General features: G+C 71.2%; 11 protein-coding genes. 4 read left to right on the top strand and 7 right to left on the bottom strand.

Features of this window, described 5'->3' with window-relative positions; all coding sequences use genetic code 11:
- Positions 1-113 precede the first annotated feature (113 nt).
- Together F9C41_RS24435 and F9C41_RS24430 are read right to left on the bottom strand one after the other, a co-directional pair.
- Positions 114-758, bottom strand: coding sequence for a pyridoxine/pyridoxamine 5'-phosphate oxidase (locus F9C41_RS24435; protein WP_155389173.1), 645 nt, complete (start codon positions 756-758; stop codon positions 114-116).
- Between the two features lie 86 nt (positions 759-844).
- The gene (locus tag F9C41_RS24430; protein ID WP_456236819.1) at positions 845-5,179 is read right to left on the bottom strand and encodes a molybdopterin-dependent oxidoreductase; all 4,335 of its coding nucleotides are present in this window, start codon (positions 5,177-5,179) and stop codon (positions 845-847) included.
- 420 nt (positions 5,180-5,599) lie between these two features.
- On the opposite strand from F9C41_RS24430, the gene F9C41_RS24425 reads away from it, so the two are divergent.
- The 3 genes from F9C41_RS24425 (at position 5,600) to F9C41_RS24415 (ending at position 10,573) form a co-directional block, all read left to right on the top strand.
- Positions 5,600-7,699 carry a cellulase family glycosylhydrolase gene (locus F9C41_RS24425; protein ID WP_155389171.1) on the top strand — a complete coding sequence of 700 codons (2,100 nt, stop codon included), beginning with the start codon at positions 5,600-5,602 and terminating at the stop codon, positions 7,697-7,699.
- 115 nt (positions 7,700-7,814) lie between these two features.
- Positions 7,815-9,644 carry a choice-of-anchor B family protein gene (locus F9C41_RS24420; RefSeq protein WP_155389170.1) on the top strand — a complete coding sequence of 610 codons (1,830 nt, stop codon included), beginning with the start codon at positions 7,815-7,817 and terminating at the stop codon, positions 9,642-9,644.
- A 101-nt stretch (positions 9,645-9,745) separates the two neighbouring features.
- A complete protein-coding gene (locus F9C41_RS24415) occupies positions 9,746-10,573 on the top strand; it encodes a hypothetical protein (protein ID WP_230689968.1) in 828 nt (275 codons plus the stop codon).
- A gap of 67 nt (positions 10,574-10,640) precedes the next feature.
- Here the strand turns inward: F9C41_RS24415 and F9C41_RS40800 are convergent, their stop codons facing one another.
- The 4 genes from F9C41_RS40800 to F9C41_RS24395 form a co-directional block, all read right to left on the bottom strand.
- Entirely contained in the window at positions 10,641-12,008 is a 1,368-nt protein-coding gene (locus F9C41_RS40800; RefSeq protein WP_196279922.1) for an RICIN domain-containing protein, read from the bottom strand.
- Between the two features lie 253 nt (positions 12,009-12,261).
- Positions 12,262-13,260, bottom strand: coding sequence for an Acg family FMN-binding oxidoreductase (locus F9C41_RS24405; protein WP_155389169.1), 999 nt, complete (start codon positions 13,258-13,260; stop codon positions 12,262-12,264).
- 212 nt (positions 13,261-13,472) lie between these two features.
- Positions 13,473-13,814 (bottom strand): ArsR/SmtB family transcription factor, encoded by a 342-nt coding sequence (locus F9C41_RS24400; RefSeq protein WP_155389251.1) that lies wholly within the window; start codon positions 13,812-13,814, stop codon positions 13,473-13,475.
- Between the two features lie 51 nt (positions 13,815-13,865).
- The gene (locus F9C41_RS24395) at positions 13,866-14,840 is read right to left on the bottom strand and encodes a cation diffusion facilitator family transporter (RefSeq protein ID WP_155389168.1); all 975 of its coding nucleotides are present in this window, start codon (positions 14,838-14,840) and stop codon (positions 13,866-13,868) included.
- Positions 14,841-15,070: 230 nt separating this feature from the next.
- Between F9C41_RS24395 and F9C41_RS24390 the strand changes: the two genes are divergently transcribed.
- Positions 15,071-16,879: an SIR2 family protein gene (locus F9C41_RS24390; RefSeq protein ID WP_196279921.1), complete on the top strand. Its 1,809-nt coding sequence runs from the start codon at positions 15,071-15,073 to the stop codon at positions 16,877-16,879.
- Positions 16,880-16,885: 6 nt separating this feature from the next.
- Here the strand turns inward: F9C41_RS24390 and F9C41_RS24385 are convergent, their stop codons facing one another.
- Positions 16,886-18,520, bottom strand: coding sequence for a sugar ABC transporter substrate-binding protein (locus F9C41_RS24385; protein ID WP_196279920.1), 1,635 nt, complete (start codon positions 18,518-18,520; stop codon positions 16,886-16,888).
- Positions 18,521-18,590: the final 70 nt, after the last annotated feature.

Here is an 18,590-nt window from a genome sequence, read left to right as displayed (position 1 = left end):
GCCCTCCCCGGCCCCCCCCGCGCGGGGGCCCCGCCCCGCCCCCCCCCCCACGGCGGCACCCCGCCGACCCTGGTCACGTGCGGTCGGGCACGGTCACGCCCGGGCCAGGTCGGTCACGGCCACAGGCGCTCGGTGCGCCAGCCGTCCGGGGTGCGGCGGTAGCGCAGCCGGATGTGGCGTCGTTCGGCGTCGGCCTGCCAGAACTCCACGCTCATCGGCTTGAGCAGGTACACGGTGTGGTGCTCGGCGACCAGCTGCGGATCGGCCTCCAACCGGGCCTGCGCGGCCGCCAGCTCGGCGGCGAGGTCGGCCGGATCGTGCAGCACGGTGCTCTGGCGTCCGATCAGGCTCGCCGTGCGCGAGCCGATCGGCCTGGCCAGGAAGTCCTGGGCGCTCACCTCGGGACCGGCGGGCTGGACCGGGCCGCGGACGCGGATCTGCCGCCCCTGCTCACGCCAGTAGAACCCGAGCGCGGCCTGCGGATTGACGCCGAGCTGGGCGCCCTTCGCGCTGATCGACTCCGTCGCGAAGTACAGGCCCTCGGCGTCGAGGTCCTTCAGGATCAGCACCCGCAGATCGGGCAGGCCGTCGGGCCCGGCGGTGGCCAGGGTCATCGCGTGCGGTTCGGACACCCCGGCCGCGACGGCCTCCTGCAGCCAGGCGGCCAGCAGGTCGGCGGGGTCCGGCGCGGCGGCGTCCGGGTCGAAGGCGGGCAGAGGCTGGGCGAAGACCGGCAGCCCTCGCAGAAGATCACGCATGGACACGCCGCCATTCTCCCGGATCATCCCCGGCCTGCGCGCGACCAGGCCCTCGACGGGCAGACGCCGTGATGCGCCCGACCCGGTCAGTACACGTCGCGAAGGTAGCGCCGGTCCGCCGCCAGCTGTTTGACGTACGCGGTGGCCGCGTCCGGATCGAGGCGGCCGTGCACGGACACGATCTCCCGTAACGCCGCGTCGACGTCCTTGGCCATCCGCCCGGCGTCGCCGCACACGTAGAAGTGCGCTCCGTCGCACAGCCAGGCCCACAGCTGCGCGCCGTGCTCGCGCATGCGGTCCTGCACGTACACCTTGCTGCGCTGGTCCCGCGAGAAGGCCAGGTCGAGCCTGGTCAGCACGCCGTCGGCGGCGAGCTCGGCGAGTTCGTCGGCGTAGTAGAAGTCGGTGGCGCGGCGCTGCTCGCCGAAGAACAGCCAGTTGCGCCCCCGGGCTCCCGACGCGCGCCGCTGCTGCAGGAACGCCACGAACGGGGCGACCCCGGTGCCCGGACCGACCATGATCATGGGTGTGGCCCCGTCGGCGGGCGGCCGGAAATGCGGCGTACGCTGCAGGAACACCGGCACCGGCGTATCCGGTGACGCGTCGGCGAGATACGACGAGCAGACGCCCTTGCGGGCCTGTCCACGGTGGTTGCCGAACCGCACCACCGACACGGTGAGGCTGACCCGGCACGGATCGAGCAGCGGCGACGAGGAGATCGAGTAGAGCCGCGGCTGCAGCCTCGGCAGGACCGCGACCCAGTCCGCCGCCGCGGCCCGCACGGCGTGCTCGGCCACGACGTCGACGGCCTGCCGGTCCCACGTCCACTTGGCCAGCTCGCCCTTGTTGTCGGGGCGCAGCAGGGTCTTCAGGTGCGTGTCGTGGCTGCGGTCGGCGACGAAGCGCAGCAGGCCCGGCGTGACGCGGGTGATGTCGAGCCGCCGCAGCAGCGCCTCGGCCAGCGGCACCGGCCCGCCGACGTCGACGGCCTGGTCCGGGTGCAGGCCCGTCACGGCGAGCCACTCGGCGACCAGGTCGGGGCAGTTGGTCGGCCATACGCCCAGGGCGTCCCCGGCCGCGTAGTCCAGCGCGCCCCCGCTCGTGTCGAAGGTGAAGCGGCGCACCTCCTTGGCCGAGCCGTCCAGGCTGAGCAGCCGGTTGCCGGTCAGCACCGCCGTCATCGGCCTGACCTTGGTCGGCTGGGCGTCCAGGACCGCCGTCGCCGATCCCCCACCACCACCGTCCGGCCTGGGCGCAGCCGCCACGGTGACCGCTCCGGACGCGCCGGACCATCCTGATCCGGGCCCGGCCTGTCGCGTGACGGCCCGGCGGACGGCCACCTCCGCCAGTGCCACGAAGTCCGAGGTCGGTGAAACGTCCCGGGCGGACACCGGCTTCCGGCCGGATCGGGCGAGAGCCGCACCGGCCGCGCCGGGCGCGGAAGACGTGCCCTGCCGGGACGCGGTGTCGGCGTCCAGCGCGGCGACCACCTGTTCGAGCCAGGCGAGCGCGGTGTCGTCGTAGTCGGGCTCGCAGTCGACCCGCTCGGCCAGGCGTTGCCCGCCCAGCTCGCTGAGACGGCTGTCGAGCCGGCGGCCGTGACCGCAGAAGTCGGCGTAGGACGAGTCGCCGAGGGCCAGCACCGCGTAGCGGCGGCCGTCGAGCCGGGGCGCGTCGGGCCGGTCCAGGAAGTCCCAGAACCCGGCGCCGTTGTCCGGGGCGTCGCCGTCACCGAACGTACTCGTGATCACGAGCAGGGCCGCCTCGCCTGCCGACAGGTCGGCCGCGGGGCCGTCCATGCCGCGCAGCCGGGCCTGCCAGCCCGCCTCGGCCAGCCGCCGGGCGGCCGTCGCCGCCAGCTCCTCGGCGTTGCCGGTCTGCGACGCCCAGAGCACCTCCACCACCCGCGCATCCGGCGCGACCGGCTGAGCCGGGTCGGGCGCGGCCGAGCGCGGCCGGTCGGCGACGGCCGATTGACCGCCGGGAGCCGAGGTGCGGGCGAACCTGCCCGCCAGGAAGCCGTTGAGCCACCCGGCCTGATCGGCGTCGAACGGGGCGTCGCCCGGCAGGCACGGCACGGACCCCGGAGTCGGTGGCGCGGCCGAGACGCCGGACAGGAACCCGGCCAGGTAGCGTCGCTGCGCCCGGCTGAACACCGGCGGCGCCAGGTCGTCGGCCGCCAGCAGCGTGCTCGCGGCGGCGTCGGGCAGCGGCAGGAGACCGGCGTCGGGCAGCGCCTCGGCCGCGCCGTCCCACGGCTGCCGTCGCTCCGTCGCGGGAGGGGGCGTCGCGTCCGTCGGTGCGGGCACCTTCGTCAACGCGACGGCGCAGACCTTCAGCTCCGGCTGGAAGGAGATCGGGTCGACGGCGTCGCTGGTCACGGCGTTGATGCTCAGGTACTCGCCGTACAGGTCGTTCCAGTGGAACGGGGCGAAGCAGCTGCCGGGCAGCACCCGCTCGGTGACCACCGCCGGAAGCACGGCCCGGCCCCGGCGGGACGCGACCTCGACCAGGTCGCCGTCGTGCACGTCGAGGTCCGCGGCGTCCGCCGGGTGGATCTCGACGAAGGGCGCGGGGTTGAGCCGGCCGAGCTTGGCGACCTTGCCGGTCTTCGTCATGGTGTGCCACTGGTGCTGCAGCCGTCCGGTGTTGAGCACGAACGGGTAGTCGTCGTCGGGCAGTTCCGCCGCGGGCAGGTGCGGCCGCGGATGGAACACCGCCCGGCCGCTCGCCGTCGGGAACGTCAACCGCGGCCGGGTTCCGTCGGCGAGCTGCCCGTCGAGGTAGCGCACCGGGTTGCGGGCGGGCCCGTCCGGAGCCGCGGGCCACTGCACCGGGGTCTGCCGGAGCCGGTCGTAGGTGACGCCGCGCAGGTCGTATCCGGTCTGCGGGTTGGCGAACCGGCGCAGCTCGGCGAAGACCTCCTCGGCACTGGCGTAGTCGAACGCCTCGGCGTAGCCCATCTCGGCGGCGACCCGGGCGATGAGCTGCCAGTCCGGCAGCGCCTGTCCGGGCGGCGGCACGGCCGCGGACACCAGGGTCAGGTTGCGCTCCGAATTGATCATGATGCCGTCGGTCTCGGACCAGGTCGCCGCGGGCAGCACCACGTCGGCGTACGCGTTGGTCTCGGTCTCGGCGTACGCGTCCTGGGTGATGACCAGCTCGGCCGCCTCCAGCCCCGCGATGACGGTGCGCCGGTTGCCGACCGAGGCGACCGGATTGGTGCACATGATCCAGCACGCCTTGATCTGACCGTCGGCCATCCGCGAGAACATCTCCACGGTGCCCTTGCCCACCTCGGTGCGCAGCGTGCCGGCCGGCAGGCCCCACTCCCGCTCGGCGAACTCCCGGTCGGCCGCGACCAGCACCGAGCGCTGCCCCGGCAGGCCCGGCCCCATGTAGCCCATCTCCCGGCCGCCCATCGCGTTCGGCTGGCCGGTGAGCGAGAACGGCCCGCTGCCGGGCCGGCAGATCGCACCGGTGGCCAGGTGCAGGTTGCACAGGGCGTTGGTGTTCCAGGTGCCGTGGGTGCTCTGGTTGAGCCCCATCGTCCAGCAGCTCATCCAGTTCGGGGCCGCGCTGATCAGCGCCGCGGCGGCCCGGATGTCCGCCTCCGGGATGCCGGTGATCCGGGCGGCCACCGCAGGCGGGTAGTCGGCCAGCAACTCGGGCATCGCCGCCCAGCCCTCGGTGCTGTCGGCGATGAACTTCTCGTCGATGTCACCGGCCTCGACCAGCAGGTGCAGCAGGCCGTTGAGCAGCGCCAGGTCGGTGCCCGGCTTGATCTGCAGGAACAGGTCGGCCTTGTCGGCCGTGGCGGTGCGGCGCGGGTCGACCACGATCAGCTTCGCGCCGGCCTTGACCCGGTCCATCATCCGTAGGAACAGGATCGGGTGGCAGTCGGCCATGTTCGAGCCGATGACGAAGAACAGGTCGGCGTGGTCGAGGTCGTCGTACGACCCGGGCGGCCCGTCCGCGCCCAGCGACAGCTTGTAGCCGCTGCCTGCGCTGGCCATGCACAGCCGCGAGTTCGACTCGATCTGGTTGGTGCCGATGAAGCCCTTGGCGAGCTTGTTCGCCAGGTACTGCGCCTCCAGCGTCAGCTGGCCCGACACATACAGCGCCACCGCGTCCGGGCCGTGCTCGTCGATGATCCGGCGCAGCCCCCGCGCGGTGCGGGTGATCGCCTCGTCCACGCCCGCGTCCACCGGCTCGGCCCCGCGCGCCGGCCGCACCCGCGCGGTCGCCAGCCGGCCCGACGCGGCCAGCATCTCGGCGCTGGTCGCGCCCTTGGTGCACAGCCTGCCGCGGTTGGCCGGATGCTCGCGGTCGCCGGAAACTTTCAGCACACGGCGGCCGCCGTCGAGGTCCTGCCCGATGTGCAGGATCACCCCGCAGCCGACGCCGCAGTACGAACACACTGTCCTGACCTGGGAAGTCCCAGCACGGTCAGCGGACGCCATGCCTGATTCCTCCACTGTCGGCTAAGGCACCCGGGCGACGCCCCGTGATGCCTCCCGACGGTAGGAACCCGCCGTTACCGAGGCGTCACACCACCCGCCCCAGGACATTACGCGCGCCACACATCGGCAACCACCCATGTGTGAGTCACCGTCGCGCATGCGACGCCTGAGGCATCGCACAAGCGGTGCGCGCCCCGCGGTCCGCCCGATCCGGACGAACGCGCCTGGCATCGCCTCACACCGATTGACAAAGTTTATCGACAAAACTAATGTCCATTGATCATCAGCGGTGTCTGCGGCAGCCCGGCCGTGCACCGCATCCGGTCGCGCCCACGACTAAGGAGCAGCATCATGGCGGGTCAATCGAGCACAGCACGGATGAGACGATGGCGGGCAGGGCTGGCCGCCGCGGCAACCGCCGCCCTGGTAGCAGGCTTCGGAATCGCCGCCGCCACGGGCGCGTACGCCGCAGCGGGCTGCCGCGTCGCCTACGCCGCCCCGAGCCAGTGGCCCGGCGGCTTCACCGCCAACGTGAATGTCACCAACCTCGGTGACCCGATCAACGGCTGGACCCTGGTCTGGACGTTTCCGTCCGGACAGCGGGTGACCCAGGCGTGGAGCGCCAACGTCACCTCCTCCGGCAGCCAGGTCACGGCGACCAACGTCGGCTACAACGGCGCGATCGCGACCAACGGCACCGTCTCGTTCGGTTTCAACGGCTCATGGTCGGGCACCAACACCGCCCCGACCTCCTTCACGCTCAACGGCGTCGCCTGCACCGGCAGCGTCGGCGGCACCACGCCGCCGCCGTCCAGCCCGGCCGCGAGCCCTTCGGCGAGCAGTTCCCCGTCAGCCTCGCCGTCCCCGTCCGGTCCGCCGGCCGTCAACCCGATGGCCGCGGTCGCCGCGATGCAGCCCGGCTGGAACCTCGGCAACTCCTTCGACGCCACCGGCGCCGACGAGACCTCGTGGGGCAACCCGCGCGTCACCGAGGCACTGCTGGACACCGTCAAGGCGCAGGGTTTCAAGAGCATCCGCATCCCGGTGACCTGGGGCCAGCACCATGGCGCCGCGCCGAACTACACCATCGACGCCGCGTGGCTCAGCCGCGTCAAGGAGGTGGTCGACTGGGCGCTCGCCGACGGCTTCTACGTGATGATCAACATTCACCACGACTCCTGGCAGTGGATCGCCAACATGCCCGGCGACCGCACCAATGTGCTCAACCGGTACAACGCGCTCTGGACGCAGCTGGCCGCCGCCTTCCGCAACCACTCCAACAAGCTGACCTTCGAGAGCGTCAACGAGCCGCAGTTCACCGGCAGCTCCGGCGACGCCCAGAACGCGCAACTGCTGCACGAGCTCAACACGTCGTTCCGCCAGATCGTGCGCCAGTCGGGCGGCAACAACGCGACCCGCCTGCTGGTCCTGCCGACCCTGCACACGTCGGCCGACCAGGCCCGGATCGACGAGCTGGTGAGCACGTTCACGCAGCTCAACGACCCGAACCTGATCGCCACCGTGCACTTCTACGGATACTGGCCGTTCAGCGTCAACGTCGCGGGCGGCACCCGGTTCGACGCGACGACGCAGGCCGACCTGGTCGGGCAGTTCGACCGCGTCTACAACGCGTTCGTCGCGCGCGGCATCCCGGTCATCATCGGCGAGTACGGCCTGCTCGGCTTCGACCGGCACACCGGCACCATCCAGCAGGGCGAGAAGCTGAAGTTCTTCGAGTACCTCGGCTACTACGCCCGCACCAAGCAGCTCAGCACGATGCTGTGGGACAACGGCCAGCACCTGGGCCGCACCTCGCTGGCGTGGAGCGACCCGGAGCTGTTCGCGCAGCTCAAGTCGAGCTGGACTACGCGCTCCGGCACGGCGTACGCCGACCAGGTGTACGTGCCCAAGGCCACCGCGATCACCGCCAAGACGCTCGCCCTGAACCTGAACGGCACCACGTTCCAGGGCCTGCGCCAGGGCAGCACCGACCTGGTCAGCGGCAGCGACTACACGGTCTCCGGCGGCACGCTCACGCTCACCGCCGCCGCGCTGACCCGCCTGACCGGCAGCCGGGCGTACGGCGTCAACGCCACCCTGCAGGCCCGGTTCTCCCAGGGCGTGCCATGGCGCATCGACGTCGTCACCTACGACACCCCGATCGTGTCCAACGCGACCGGGACCGCGGCCTCCTTCGCCGTGCCCGCCCAGTTCCGCGGCGACCAGCTCGCCACCATGGAGGCCAAGTACGCCGACGGCACCTTCGCCGGCCCGCACAACTGGACCTCGTTCAAGGAGTTCGACGTGGCGTTCGCGCCGAACTACACGGCCAACACGATCACGCTGAAGCCCGAGTTCTTCGCGGAGGTCAACGCGGGCTCCCGGGTGACGCTGACGTTCCACTTCTGGAGCGGCGCGACGGTCACCTACTACGTCACCAAGGCGACCAGCGGTTCGGTCACCGGCACCATCAGCTGACAGCCCCGCTCCCCCGAACGGCCGGTGGCCCCCGCCACCGGCCGTTCACCGTCTCATTGCCCTTGAAACATTCGCATGTGACGATGAGTGCACCGTCGAGGGGAGAGACCGCGCCATGCGAAAGACCTTGCGAACAGCTGGGCTCGTAGCGGGAGTGCTGGCACTGACACTGGCCGCCGGATCGGCCTGGGCACACGACCCGAACAGCGCCGAAGGCCGCGAAGAAGTGCGGCGCATCATGCAGGACTACGAAGCGCCGGTCCGCGCGCAGGCCGCCGCGCTCGCGGCGACCCCGTGCGTCGGCGGCTTCGCCGGAACCTACCCGTGCAGCAACGTCGACCTGCTCAGCGTGCTGCCACTGGGCTCGATCGGCGGCGGCAACGGCAACAGCATGTGGGGCTGGACCGACAGCACCACCGGCAAGGAGTACATCATCTTCGGCCGGACCACCGGCGCGGCGTTCGTCGACGTGACCGTGCCGACCGCACCGGTCTACCTCGGCAACCTGCCGTCCTACAACGGCACGTCGAGCTCCTGGCGCGACATCAAGGTGTACGCCAACCACGCCTACATCGGCGCGGACTCCATCAGCTCGCACGGCATGCAGGTCTTCGACCTCACCCGGCTGCGCACCGTCACCACCCCGCAGACCTTCGCCGCCGACGCGCGTTACACCGGCTTCGGCAACTCGCACACGCTGTCGGTCAACGAGCAGACCGGGTTCATCTACGCCGTCGGCACCAACACCTGCAGCGGCGGCGTGCACATGGTCAACGTGCAGAACCCGAAGGTCCCGGTCAACGCGGGCTGCGTCAGCAACGACGGCTACGTGCACGAGAACCAGTGCGTGGTCTACCAGGGGCCGGACACCACGTACACGAATCACGAGATCTGCTTCAACTACAACGTCGACACGCTGACCATCGTGGACGTCACCAACAAGGCCGCGCCCGTGCAGCTGTCGCGCACCGGGTACGTCGGCGTCGGGTACACCCACCAGGGCTGGCTGACCGGCGACCACGCCCGCCTGCTCATGGACGACGAGACCGACTCGGACCTGCCCGGCACCAAGACCTTCATCTGGAACGTGTCCGACCTCAACGCGCCGGTCAACACCGGGGTGCACGTGTCGCCGACCATCCAGGCCACCGACCACAACCTGTACATCATCGGCACCAAGGCCTACCAGGCCAGCTACCGCGCCGGCCTGCGCATCCTGGACATCACCGGGATCGCGTCGAACGCGCTCAGCGAGATCGCCTACTTCGACATCTACCCGGCGTCGAACAACACCGGCTTCAACGGGGCCTGGAACGTGTACCCGTTCTTCGCCAGCGGCACCATCGCGATCAGCGGCATCGAGCAGGGTCTGGTGCTGGTCAAGCACAACCCGGGCGCGCCCGTCACCACGGTCTGGAGCGACACCTTCGAGACCGCCACCGGCTGGACCGTCAACCCCACCGGCACCGACACCGCCACCCTCGGCGCCTGGGAGCGCGGCGACCCCGCGGCCACCACCTCCAGCGGCGCCAAGCAGCTCGGCACCACCGTGAGCGGCGTGAACGACCTGGTCACCGGCCGCCTGGCCGGAACGGCCGCGGGCGACTACGACGTCGACGGCGGCATCACCAGCGTGCGCTCCCCGTCGGTCACCCTCCCGGGCAGCGGCGTCTTGAAGCTGAACCTGTCCTGGTATCTGGCCCACGGCAGCAACGCCTCCAGCGCCGACTACTTCCGGGTCTCGGTCGTCCAGTCCGGCGGCACCACCCAGCTGTTCAACCAGGCCGGAGCGGCGTCCAACCGCAACGGCGCGTGGACGACCGGCAGCTGGGACCTGTCCGCCTACGCAGGCCAGTCGGTCCAGATCCTCGTCCAGGCCGCCGACCTGTCCGGCGCGAGCCTGCTCGAAGCCGCCGTCGACGACGTCACCATCACCCGCCAGTGAAAGGAAGGGCACCTTCACATCGCTATAGGTAGTGGAAGGTGCCCTTCCTAACCACTCACCCGAAGGGACCTGCCGTGTCGGCTGGCAAATGGCGACGGTTTGTGCCATACCTGGTGCTGGTCACCGCCAGCGCGATCACGGTCGGGTACGTGCTCGACGAGCTGCCCGCCGCCCCGTCCGGCGCCGCCCCCGCGGCCTCGCCGTCGCCCACCCCGTTCATGCACAGCGACGGCCTGTCCGACAGCCACGACGGCTACCTCATCCAGCCCGTCACCCTGCCCGCCAAACGCGGCAAGGCGATCCCGGTCGCCTTCCGCATCCTCGGCCCGGACGGGCTGCCACTGCGCTCCTACGAGACGATCCAGACCAAGCAACTACACCTCTACCTGGTACGCGACGACGCCAGCCGCTACCAGCACCTGCACCCCGAACTCGCCGATGACACCTGGACGACGAAGGTCGACGTCACCGACGGCGGCTCCTACCGCTTCTACGCCGAGTTCGTCCCGCGCGGCAAGGACGCCCTCGGCCACCCGACAGTCCTCGGCCTGCCCTTCCTGATCACCGGCGACACCGCGCTGGCTCCCCTGCCCGCACCCGCCCCGGCCACGACCGTCGACGGATTCACCCTGACCAGGCTGGACGGGGTCGCCCACCTGCGCGCCGGACGGGGCCAGCTGCTGCGGTTCCAGGTCTCCTCCGCCGCCGGACCGCCCGTCCTGGAGCCCCACCTGGGGGCGATGGCGCACATGTCGGCGTTCGAGGTGCGCACACTGTCGTTGACCCACGCCCACGCGGCCGCCGAGTCCCCGGACGCGACGCTGACCTTTCACGTCGAGTTCGCCAACCGCGGCGAGCAGCGCCTGTACCTCGAATTCAAGGTCGCCGGGGTGGTGCACCGGGCGGCGTTCACCGTCTTCGTGACCTGAACCCGCCACGGCAGCGGGCCTGGACGTCCGGCCGCTCGCGGTCGGCAGACCACGAGCGGCCGGGGCGTCATGGCTGGGCGACGAGCCGGAAGGACTGCGCCCCGGTGCCGTTGCAGGTGTACTGCACGAGTTGCACGCTGTCCGCGGTGGAGGCGCCGGGCACGTCGAGGCACTTTCCACTGTGTGCGGCCACGAAGTGGTAGTAGCCGCCGCCCTCGGACACCGCTGTCCACTGCTGGTTTGCGCCGCCGACGTAGCCCCACAGGTGCACGACCGCGTTGTCGGCGGTGGACACCCCGCTCACGTCCAGGACCTGACCGGCGTTGTTACGGTTGTTGATCCGGACCTTGCCGCCGCTGGTGGGCTGGAACAGGTACTGCTGGGCGAAACTGTTGTTGCACGTGTACTGCTGGATCGCGGTGCCGTTGGCCGTGCCCGATGACCGGGCGTCGACGCACTTGCCGCTGGCCTTGTTGACGACGCTGTACCAGGTCGACGGCGAGATCGGCCCGCCACCTCCGCCCGGCTCCGGGCAGGTGCCGCCGGTGCCGACCGCGTCGACGTGCGAGGTCCCCGTGCTCCGGTAGGCGTTGACCCGGTTGCGGGCGACGTCGCCCGAGATCACCTCGTTGCCGGCGAAGTAGAGCCAGTCCACCTGCTGGATGTAGGTGCTGCGGCCGCCGGTGTGACCGGAGTTGTCGATGAACCAGAGGTTGTAATTGATCGACATCGGCGTCTCGGGGTAGAACCTGTCCCCGTGGTCGGCGACCAGCGCACCGTCGATGAAGTACTTCACCCGACCGCCGCTGACCTGCGCAACGAGGTCATGCCAGCCGTCGTGACTGCGCCGCTGGACGCCGTGGACGTTGTCGGCGATCCACGGGTCGGGTTGGTAGGTCTCCCAGGTGGTCTCGAAGAAAGCCGGACCGGTCTCGCCCCACCCGCCGTTCGCCAGGTACTCGAAGTCGATCTCTCCGTAACTCGGATCCATCGCGTATGCCAGGGGCGTGATCGTGAAGAAGGTCTCCACGACCTTGTCGCCGTCGTTGCCGGACGTCGGCGCGTCGGTGAAGCGGACGCGGCTGGCGTAGGTGCCCTCGAAGAACTTGCGCTGGTGGTAGATCTCGCTCTGCGCGGTTCCCGCACCGCTGCCGTCGGTGTAGGACGACAGCTGGAGGACCTTCTGCCCGTCCGCGACCGGGAAGGTGACGTTGGAGGCCAGCCAGGAGGCACCGGCGATGCCCGGTCCCCCGCCGCCGGTGCGGACCGTCCAGTGCCGGGCGGCCAGCGCCGGATCGGCCGACGAGCTGTAGTTGAAGTCGTCGAACAGGACGCTGCAGGTGGCAGCGATGGCGGGCGAGGATCCGGAGACGATGGTCAGCCCAGCGGCGACCAGCAGCACGGCCGCGCTCGCGGCGGCCGGTTTTCGGAACATGACAACCTCCCAGGGGGATGAACATAATGTTCATTGAGAGACTTAGATAAAGAAAATTACGACTGCATGCCCGTGGCAGTCAAGAGTTTTGTCATGCGAGAACGCTCTCTCCAACCGCCTGCTTCACAGCAGGCGGCGCGTGAAAGCGCTCTCAGCAGCAGGGAAGGGGAGGTGGCTTGTCACCAGACCAGCGGGGATCGCCGCGACGAGCGCCACCGCGCTCCCCGGATGCAAGCTCGACTTCCGCAGGGGGTCAGTCCGGGTCGACGGTGGCGGTGGCGTCGAAGGGCAGCCGCGGGGTGTGGCCGGGCAGCGGGTGGTCGGGGTCGGCCACGCCGAGCCGCAGCACGATGTAGGCGTAGCCCAGGTTCGACAGGATGCGGCGCATCATCGCCCGGGTGCCGTCGATCTCGATGACCTGGCTGTACGGCAGCACGGCCAGCCCCTGGCCGGTGGCGTGCAGCCACACCGCGGACAGGGTCTGCCCGGCGCGCAGCCACGCCGCCCGATCGTCGCCGTCGCCGAACAGCACGACGTAGGTCGAGGACTTGTCGTGGCCACCGCCGACGGTGAGCGCGCCGCGGGCGCCGAAGTCGCGCTCGCCGACATCGGTCTCCGGCCGCTTGTCGGGGAGCACCTCGGGCGGAACCCCGGTGCCGGGGGGACGCCCCGGGCCGACCCAGCGTGCGGTCTCGGCCTGCCAGGCTGGTTCGGCCGCCGCCGCTTCCTCGGCGTGCGACACGGCCACGGCGAGTTCGCTGACCTGGTCGGGCGTGAGCCGGTGCAGATGCACGTCGAACTCGCCCGCGAGCCGGCGCAGTTCGTCGACCTGCTCCGCGGTGACCGGGGTGTCGACGGTCGGGCGGCGGTCGGTGTGCCGCAGTCGCAGCGCCTGCATCATGTGTACGGCCTCCGCGGTCACCGGCGCGTCCCCGGTGATCACGAGGGTGGCGAGGTGGTCCGGCTGCGCCGGGTCCGGCAGCGGCCGCACCTCGACCGTGTGGCCCTGCGCCATGAGCGCGACCTGCGCGTGGTGCAGCGCGGCGCCGCAGCTGACGAGCAGCATCCGCTCGTCGGGATCGATGCCGGGCAGGGCCCGGGACGTGTCGGCGAAGAGGTCCAGGCGGTCGGCGTGGACCTGCCAGTGCCAGGGCTGGGTGTTGTGGATCGAGGGGGCGCGGCCGGCCGCCTCGGCCGCCTGGGCGTACGCGGCCGAGGGCGACCGGTCGTGCTCTCCGGCGGTGGTGTTCATGTCGGCTGCCTCCCGTGCCTCGCCAGCCTGTGGCCGCCGCGACCGGAGCGAACACGGGCTCCCGGCCGGGCGCTGCGGCCCTGCTCTCCTACGAATACCCGCCCCGACCTGCCGCGTGCAGCAGGTTCGCACTATCCGCGGAAATGAGAAAGCCCCGCCGCACGGTCTCCGGACGCGTACAGCGAGGCTCCTTCAGTCTATGCGCCTCGGGGTCAGCTTCGCAGCAGGTCGCCGGTCTCCGCGGCGCGGCACGCGGCCGGGTCGACGGCCAGCACCACGCCCAGCAGGTCGCCGAGGGCGTGGGCGAGCCGGGGGTCGGCCAGTTCGTAGCGCGAGCGGCGGCCTTCGGGCACGGCGACGACGAGACCGCAGCCGCGCAGGCAGGCGAGGTGATTGGACATATTCTGCCGGCTGACCTCGAGCAGGTCGGCCAGGTCCGCCGGGTAGGCCGGGCCGTCGCGCAGGGCGAGCAGCAGCCGGGCGCGGGTCGGGTCGGACAGCGCGTGCCCGAAGCGGGCCAGCACCTGGGCGTAGGTCGGCGGCGAGGCGATCATGTCCACGGCCGAATAGTACATCGCCAGCTGAACAAATGCCTGGTGTACGCCTCAGCGGCGGTGCACCTGGCCGTGCGCGGACTCGCAGTGCTCGTCGACGCTCTCTTGGACGTGGTGGTCGACCTGCAGCGTGGTGTGGGTGATCCCGTGCGCCGCCGCCAGCGTCCGCTCCAGTTCCCGCCGCACCAGGTGGCAGTCGGCAGGCTCGTCGACGAGCACGTGCGCCGACAGCGCCGCCTGCCCGGAGTCGATCGTCCACACGTGGAGGTCGTGGACCTCGACGACGCCGTCGGCGGCGAGCATGTCCACCCCGATCACGTCGGGGCGCACCCCGGCGGGCGCCGCGTTGAGCAGCACCCGGCCGGACTCGCCCAGCAGCTGCCAGCCACCCCTGATCATGAGCACGACCACGACCAGCGTGGCGATCGCGTCGGCGCGCGCCCAGCCGGTCAGCAGCACCACCAGGCCCGCCGCCGTCGCCGCGACCGAGGCGAACATGTCCATCAGCACGTGCTGGTAGGCGCCCTGGACGTTGAGGCTGGACCGGTTGGCCTTGCCGATCGCCCATGCGGCCAGCACGTTGACGGCCAGGCCGAGCAGTCCGGTGACCACGACCATCCACCCGGTGACCTCGGTGGGCTCGGCCAGCCGGGTGATCGCCTCGTAGCCCAGCCAGCCCGCCAGCAGCAGCAGGCTCAACCCGTTGGCCGCGGCGGACAGGATCTCGGCCCGGGCCAGGCCGAACGTGTAGCGGCCGCCGGCGGGCCGGGCGGCGAACCGCATGGCGATCAGCGCGAGCACGATGGCGGCGGCGTCGGTGAGCATGTGCGCGGCGTCGGAGATGAGGGCCAGTGACTGCGCGAGCACCCCGACGACGACCTCGACCGCCATGAACGCGGCGATGACCGACAGCGCGATCGCCAGCCACCGCCGGTCGGCGTCGCGGCTCACCCCGTGGGAGTGGCCGTGTCCCTCATGAGCATGCCCGTCGTGAGCGTGCCCGTCGTACCCATGGTCGTCATGCATCGTCGTCCACCTCGTGCCCGGAATGCTGACATCGTGCGCCCCAGCAGGGGAAAGAGCCGCCCCGACGCGCGCGGCACCCGACAGTACAGCGAATCATGAATTCATTGCAACATGAACATGGGAACGGATGTCATCGCCGCAGCGCCACCGTACGCAAGCGCACGACCGCGCGCTGTCGTCCCGCGGACGCACCCTCCACTCTGTCGCCACGGATGTCTATGGTTCACGCCATGGACGACCTCCTCGCGCCCCGCCGACCCGTCTTCGACGCCCGCATCAGCCTGGCCACCGCCGTGCACGCGCAGCCCGGCGTGTACGCCCTGCTGCTCGGCTCCGGCACCTCCACGGCGGCCGGCGTGCCCACCGGCTGGGGCGTCGTGACGGCGCTGGTCGCGAAGGTCGCCGCGGCCGCCGGTGAGGCCATGCCCACCGACGCCGACATCGAGAAGTGGTGGACCGAACACGGCGACGGCGCGCCACTGGGCTACTCCGCGCTGCTGGAATCACTGGCCAGCACCCCGGCGGCGCGGCGGGCACTGCTCGCGTCGTTCTTCGAGCCGACCCCCGAGGAGCGCCAGCAGGGCATCAAGGTCCCCGGCACCGCCCACCGCGCCATCGCGGCACTGGTCGCCCGCGGTGCGGTGCGCGTCGTCATCACCACGAACTTCGACCGGCTCATCGAGCAGGCGCTCGAAGCCGAGGGCATCTTCCCGCAGGTCATCGCCAGCCCGGCCGCGATCGAGGGCATGGAGCCGCTGCCCCACGCCCGCTGCACCGTCATCAAGCTGCACGGCGACTACGCCCGCACCGACCAGCTCAACACCGTCGAGGAGCTGAGCGCCTACTCCGCGCCGTGGCAGCGACTGCTCGAACGCGTGCTCGACGAGTACGGCCTGATCGTCAACGGCTGGTCCGGAGACTGGGACCACGGCCTGGTCGCCGCCCTCGAAGGCACCCGGTCACGGCGCTACCCGCTGTTCTGGGCCTCCCGCGGCGAGCTGGGCCAGATCGCCAAGCGCCTGGTCGCGCAGCACCGCGCCCACGTCATCACCGGGGCCGCCGCCGAACAGTTCTTCCCCGACCTCGTCAACCGGCTGGAAGCCCTCGACGACCTCGCCGACCCGCCGCTGACCAAGGCCATGGCGGTGGCCCGGCTCAAGCGGCTGCTGCCCGATCCGGTCAAGCACATCGAGGTCGCCGACCTGTTCGACACCGAGATCCGGCGGCTGCGCGACTACCTGCGGACCATGCCACCGGCACCCCCAACACCCGACCCCGCGGCCCTGCAGCGGGCCCACGACGACGTGCGCGCCCGCTGCGACACGCTGATGCGGCTGCTCGCCCACGGGGTCTACCTCGACCGCGACCGGCAGCACACCGCCCTGTGGGTACGCGTCATCGAGCAGCTCATGCGCGCCCGCCGCCGCCCCGAGGGCGAACCGGACCCGCGCTGGGCGAACCTGCAGCACTACCCGGCGCTGCTGGCGCTGAAGACGGCGAGCCTCGCCGCGGTCGCGTGCTACCACGACGACGTGCTGCTGCGGCTGCTGCGCCGCCCCACCTGGCGGATCCGGGCCGGCAACGGCCACCGGCCGGTCGCCGCGATGGACGCGCTGCACGACTGCCGGGTGCTCGACTTCGACACCGTCAACACGTTCCCCCGCTGGCACGGCACCACCTGGCAGTATCCGCAGAGCCGGCTGCTGCGCGAGGAGACCCTGCCGGTGCTGCTGCCCCTGGTCGGCGACGAGGACTCGTTCCTGCAGCTCTACCACCGCACCGAGTACCGGACCGCGCTGGCGCAGTCGCTGTTCGGGGTCGGCGACGGGCTGGGACCCGCGCCGGGCGGGTTCGCCGTGGACTCCCAGTGGGCCGCCGACGGCACGCTGTACTGGGAGGCCGACTTCCGGGAGAACGCCGACCGCGACATCTGGGAGCGCACGCCGCTGGGGCGCAGAGACGGCGAGGCGTACGGCCGCAGGCTCGCCGTCCTGGCCGAGCAGCTGCGCACCGCCGGTCACCAGCCACCCGCCGACTGACCTGCGTCAGCCGTTGCGGACCGCGTCGCGCACGGCCGCCGCGGCCCGGCGTCCGACGACCTCGCCTCGCGCACCCGCGACGGCATCTGCCTGCGCCTCGCCGAGGACGTCCCACACTCGGCGCATGAAAGCGAAGGTCGGCATGGGGTCCGCCACCTCGCACAGTCGGCGGTACTGCTGCACGGCCTCGCTCTCGCCACTGCCGGCGAGCAGGGCCACCGGGCAGTGCACAGCCTGCGACAGGGCGGTCATGACATGGCCGTGGGTCAGGAAGTCGGCAAACAGGTCGTGGGCGATGGCGCTGTTCGCGCCCTCGCGGGCGATCGTCAGACCGTGCACGAGGCTGAACGTACGAGCGGGCAGGCCCTGTGCGAACGGCGGCATGGCGCTCACCGACACCCGGATCTTCGCCGCCTGCGCCTCCTGCAGTCCGTCCGAGGAGGTGAGCAGGAACGCGGTGCGGCCCTCGCTGAAGGCCCGCCTGGCGGCCAGCCTGTCCACTCCGCGGCGCAGCATGCCCTGTTCGCCGAGAATCCTGAAACACTCGAAGGCCGCGATGGATCCCGGGCTGTCCAACCCGACTTCGCCGGGATTCCATGAGCCGTCCGGATCACGGCCGAACAGCCATCCGCCCGCGCTGGTGAAGACCGGCCAGGTCTGGAACGGGTCACCGCGGTCACCGATGCGGGTGGCGAACACCTCGCCGACCCGTCCCTGCCGGAGCAGTTCCTCCCCCATCGCGACGAGCTCCTCGAATGTGGCCGGAGCGTGCGGGGCCAGCTCGGTGTTGCGCAGCAGCGCCGTGGTGTCCATCGTCGTGGGGACGCCGTACAGCCGTCCCTCGTGGACCAGGCTGTCCAGCGTCCAGGGCGCGAATGCCGAGCGCTGCTCGGTCGACAGCACGACGGGTTCGATCACCCGGTCCCGGGCCAGCACGCCGATCCAGTCGTGCGGGCAGACCAACGCATCGGCGACGGCGGACCCGCGCACGTCGGCCATGAACGCGTCCTGCGGGTGGCCCTCCGCATCCACCTCGAACGCCACCGTCACCCCGTAGGTGGCGCGAAACTTGGCCTCGAACTGGGTCAGCACCGCCGTGCGTGCCCGGTCGGCCTTCACCCGCAGCGTGGGTTGCAGTTCGATCAGCCGTCCGTACTGGTCGCGCAACCAGCGGATGCCGGCGGAGTCGGTGAAGCTGACCTTGACCCGGCGGACCGGCTCGAGGGCGGGCACCTCGGCGGGCCTGACCAGGCCCGAGAATTGGGCGACGGTGCCGGGTGGGACGACCGGATGGTGGATACGCCGTTCTTCGGCATCGTCGTCGGCATCGACCACCGTGCAGTAGACCTGATAGACCGGAGCGCCGGAGGCGTTGCGCAGATGGGCTCCCCAGACACCCGGCTGGTCGGGCGACTCGCCCCACCACGCCGAGACCAGGGCCGCCTGGGTGCGGCGCAGGTAGTCGTCCTGTGCACGCCGGGACTCCGCGTTGACCCGATCACGCTCGGACTCGATGCGGTACGTGCGCAGCGCGGCCTGTGCGGCCACCGCCGCGAACGCCAGGGCGAGCACGGTGGCGACCGCGGCGACCCAGCTCGGCACATCGCCCCAGACACCGTCGGGTGCAGCAGCGACGATCATCGCATCCATGCTCATGAAACTAGCGAATCCGCGCCGTCACCCCCACCCCCGAACAGCGGCGATGCTCAGC

It is taken from the genome of Catellatospora paridis (assembly GCF_009720365.1).
GTDB classification, from domain to species: Bacteria; Actinomycetota; Actinomycetes; order Mycobacteriales; family Micromonosporaceae; genus Catellatospora; species Catellatospora paridis.
The sequence above is the reverse complement of the archived record's forward strand: the minus strand, read 5'-3'. Positions and strand labels throughout refer to the sequence as shown.

Coding starts and splice junctions, on each gene's coding strand:
- F9C41_RS24435 (WP_155389173.1), bottom strand. CDS start 758: ATGCGTGATCTTCTGCGAGGGCTGCCGGTCTTCGCCCAGCCTCTGCCC.
- F9C41_RS24425 (WP_155389171.1), top strand. CDS start 5,600: ATGAGACGATGGCGGGCAGGGCTGGCCGCCGCGGCAACCGCCGCCCTG.
- F9C41_RS24420 (WP_155389170.1), top strand. CDS start 7,815: ATGCGAAAGACCTTGCGAACAGCTGGGCTCGTAGCGGGAGTGCTGGCA.
- F9C41_RS40800 (WP_196279922.1), bottom strand. CDS start 12,008: ATGTTCCGAAAACCGGCCGCCGCGAGCGCGGCCGTGCTGCTGGTCGCC.
- F9C41_RS24405 (WP_155389169.1), bottom strand. CDS start 13,260: ATGAACACCACCGCCGGAGAGCACGACCGGTCGCCCTCGGCCGCGTAC.
- F9C41_RS24400 (WP_155389251.1), bottom strand. CDS start 13,814: ATGATCGCCTCGCCGCCGACCTACGCCCAGGTGCTGGCCCGCTTCGGG.
- F9C41_RS24395 (WP_155389168.1), bottom strand. CDS start 14,840: ATGCATGACGACCATGGGTACGACGGGCACGCTCACGACGGGCATGCT.
- F9C41_RS24390 (WP_196279921.1), top strand. CDS start 15,071: ATGGACGACCTCCTCGCGCCCCGCCGACCCGTCTTCGACGCCCGCATC.
- F9C41_RS24385 (WP_196279920.1), bottom strand. CDS start 18,520: ATGATCGTCGCTGCTGCACCCGACGGTGTCTGGGGCGATGTGCCGAGC.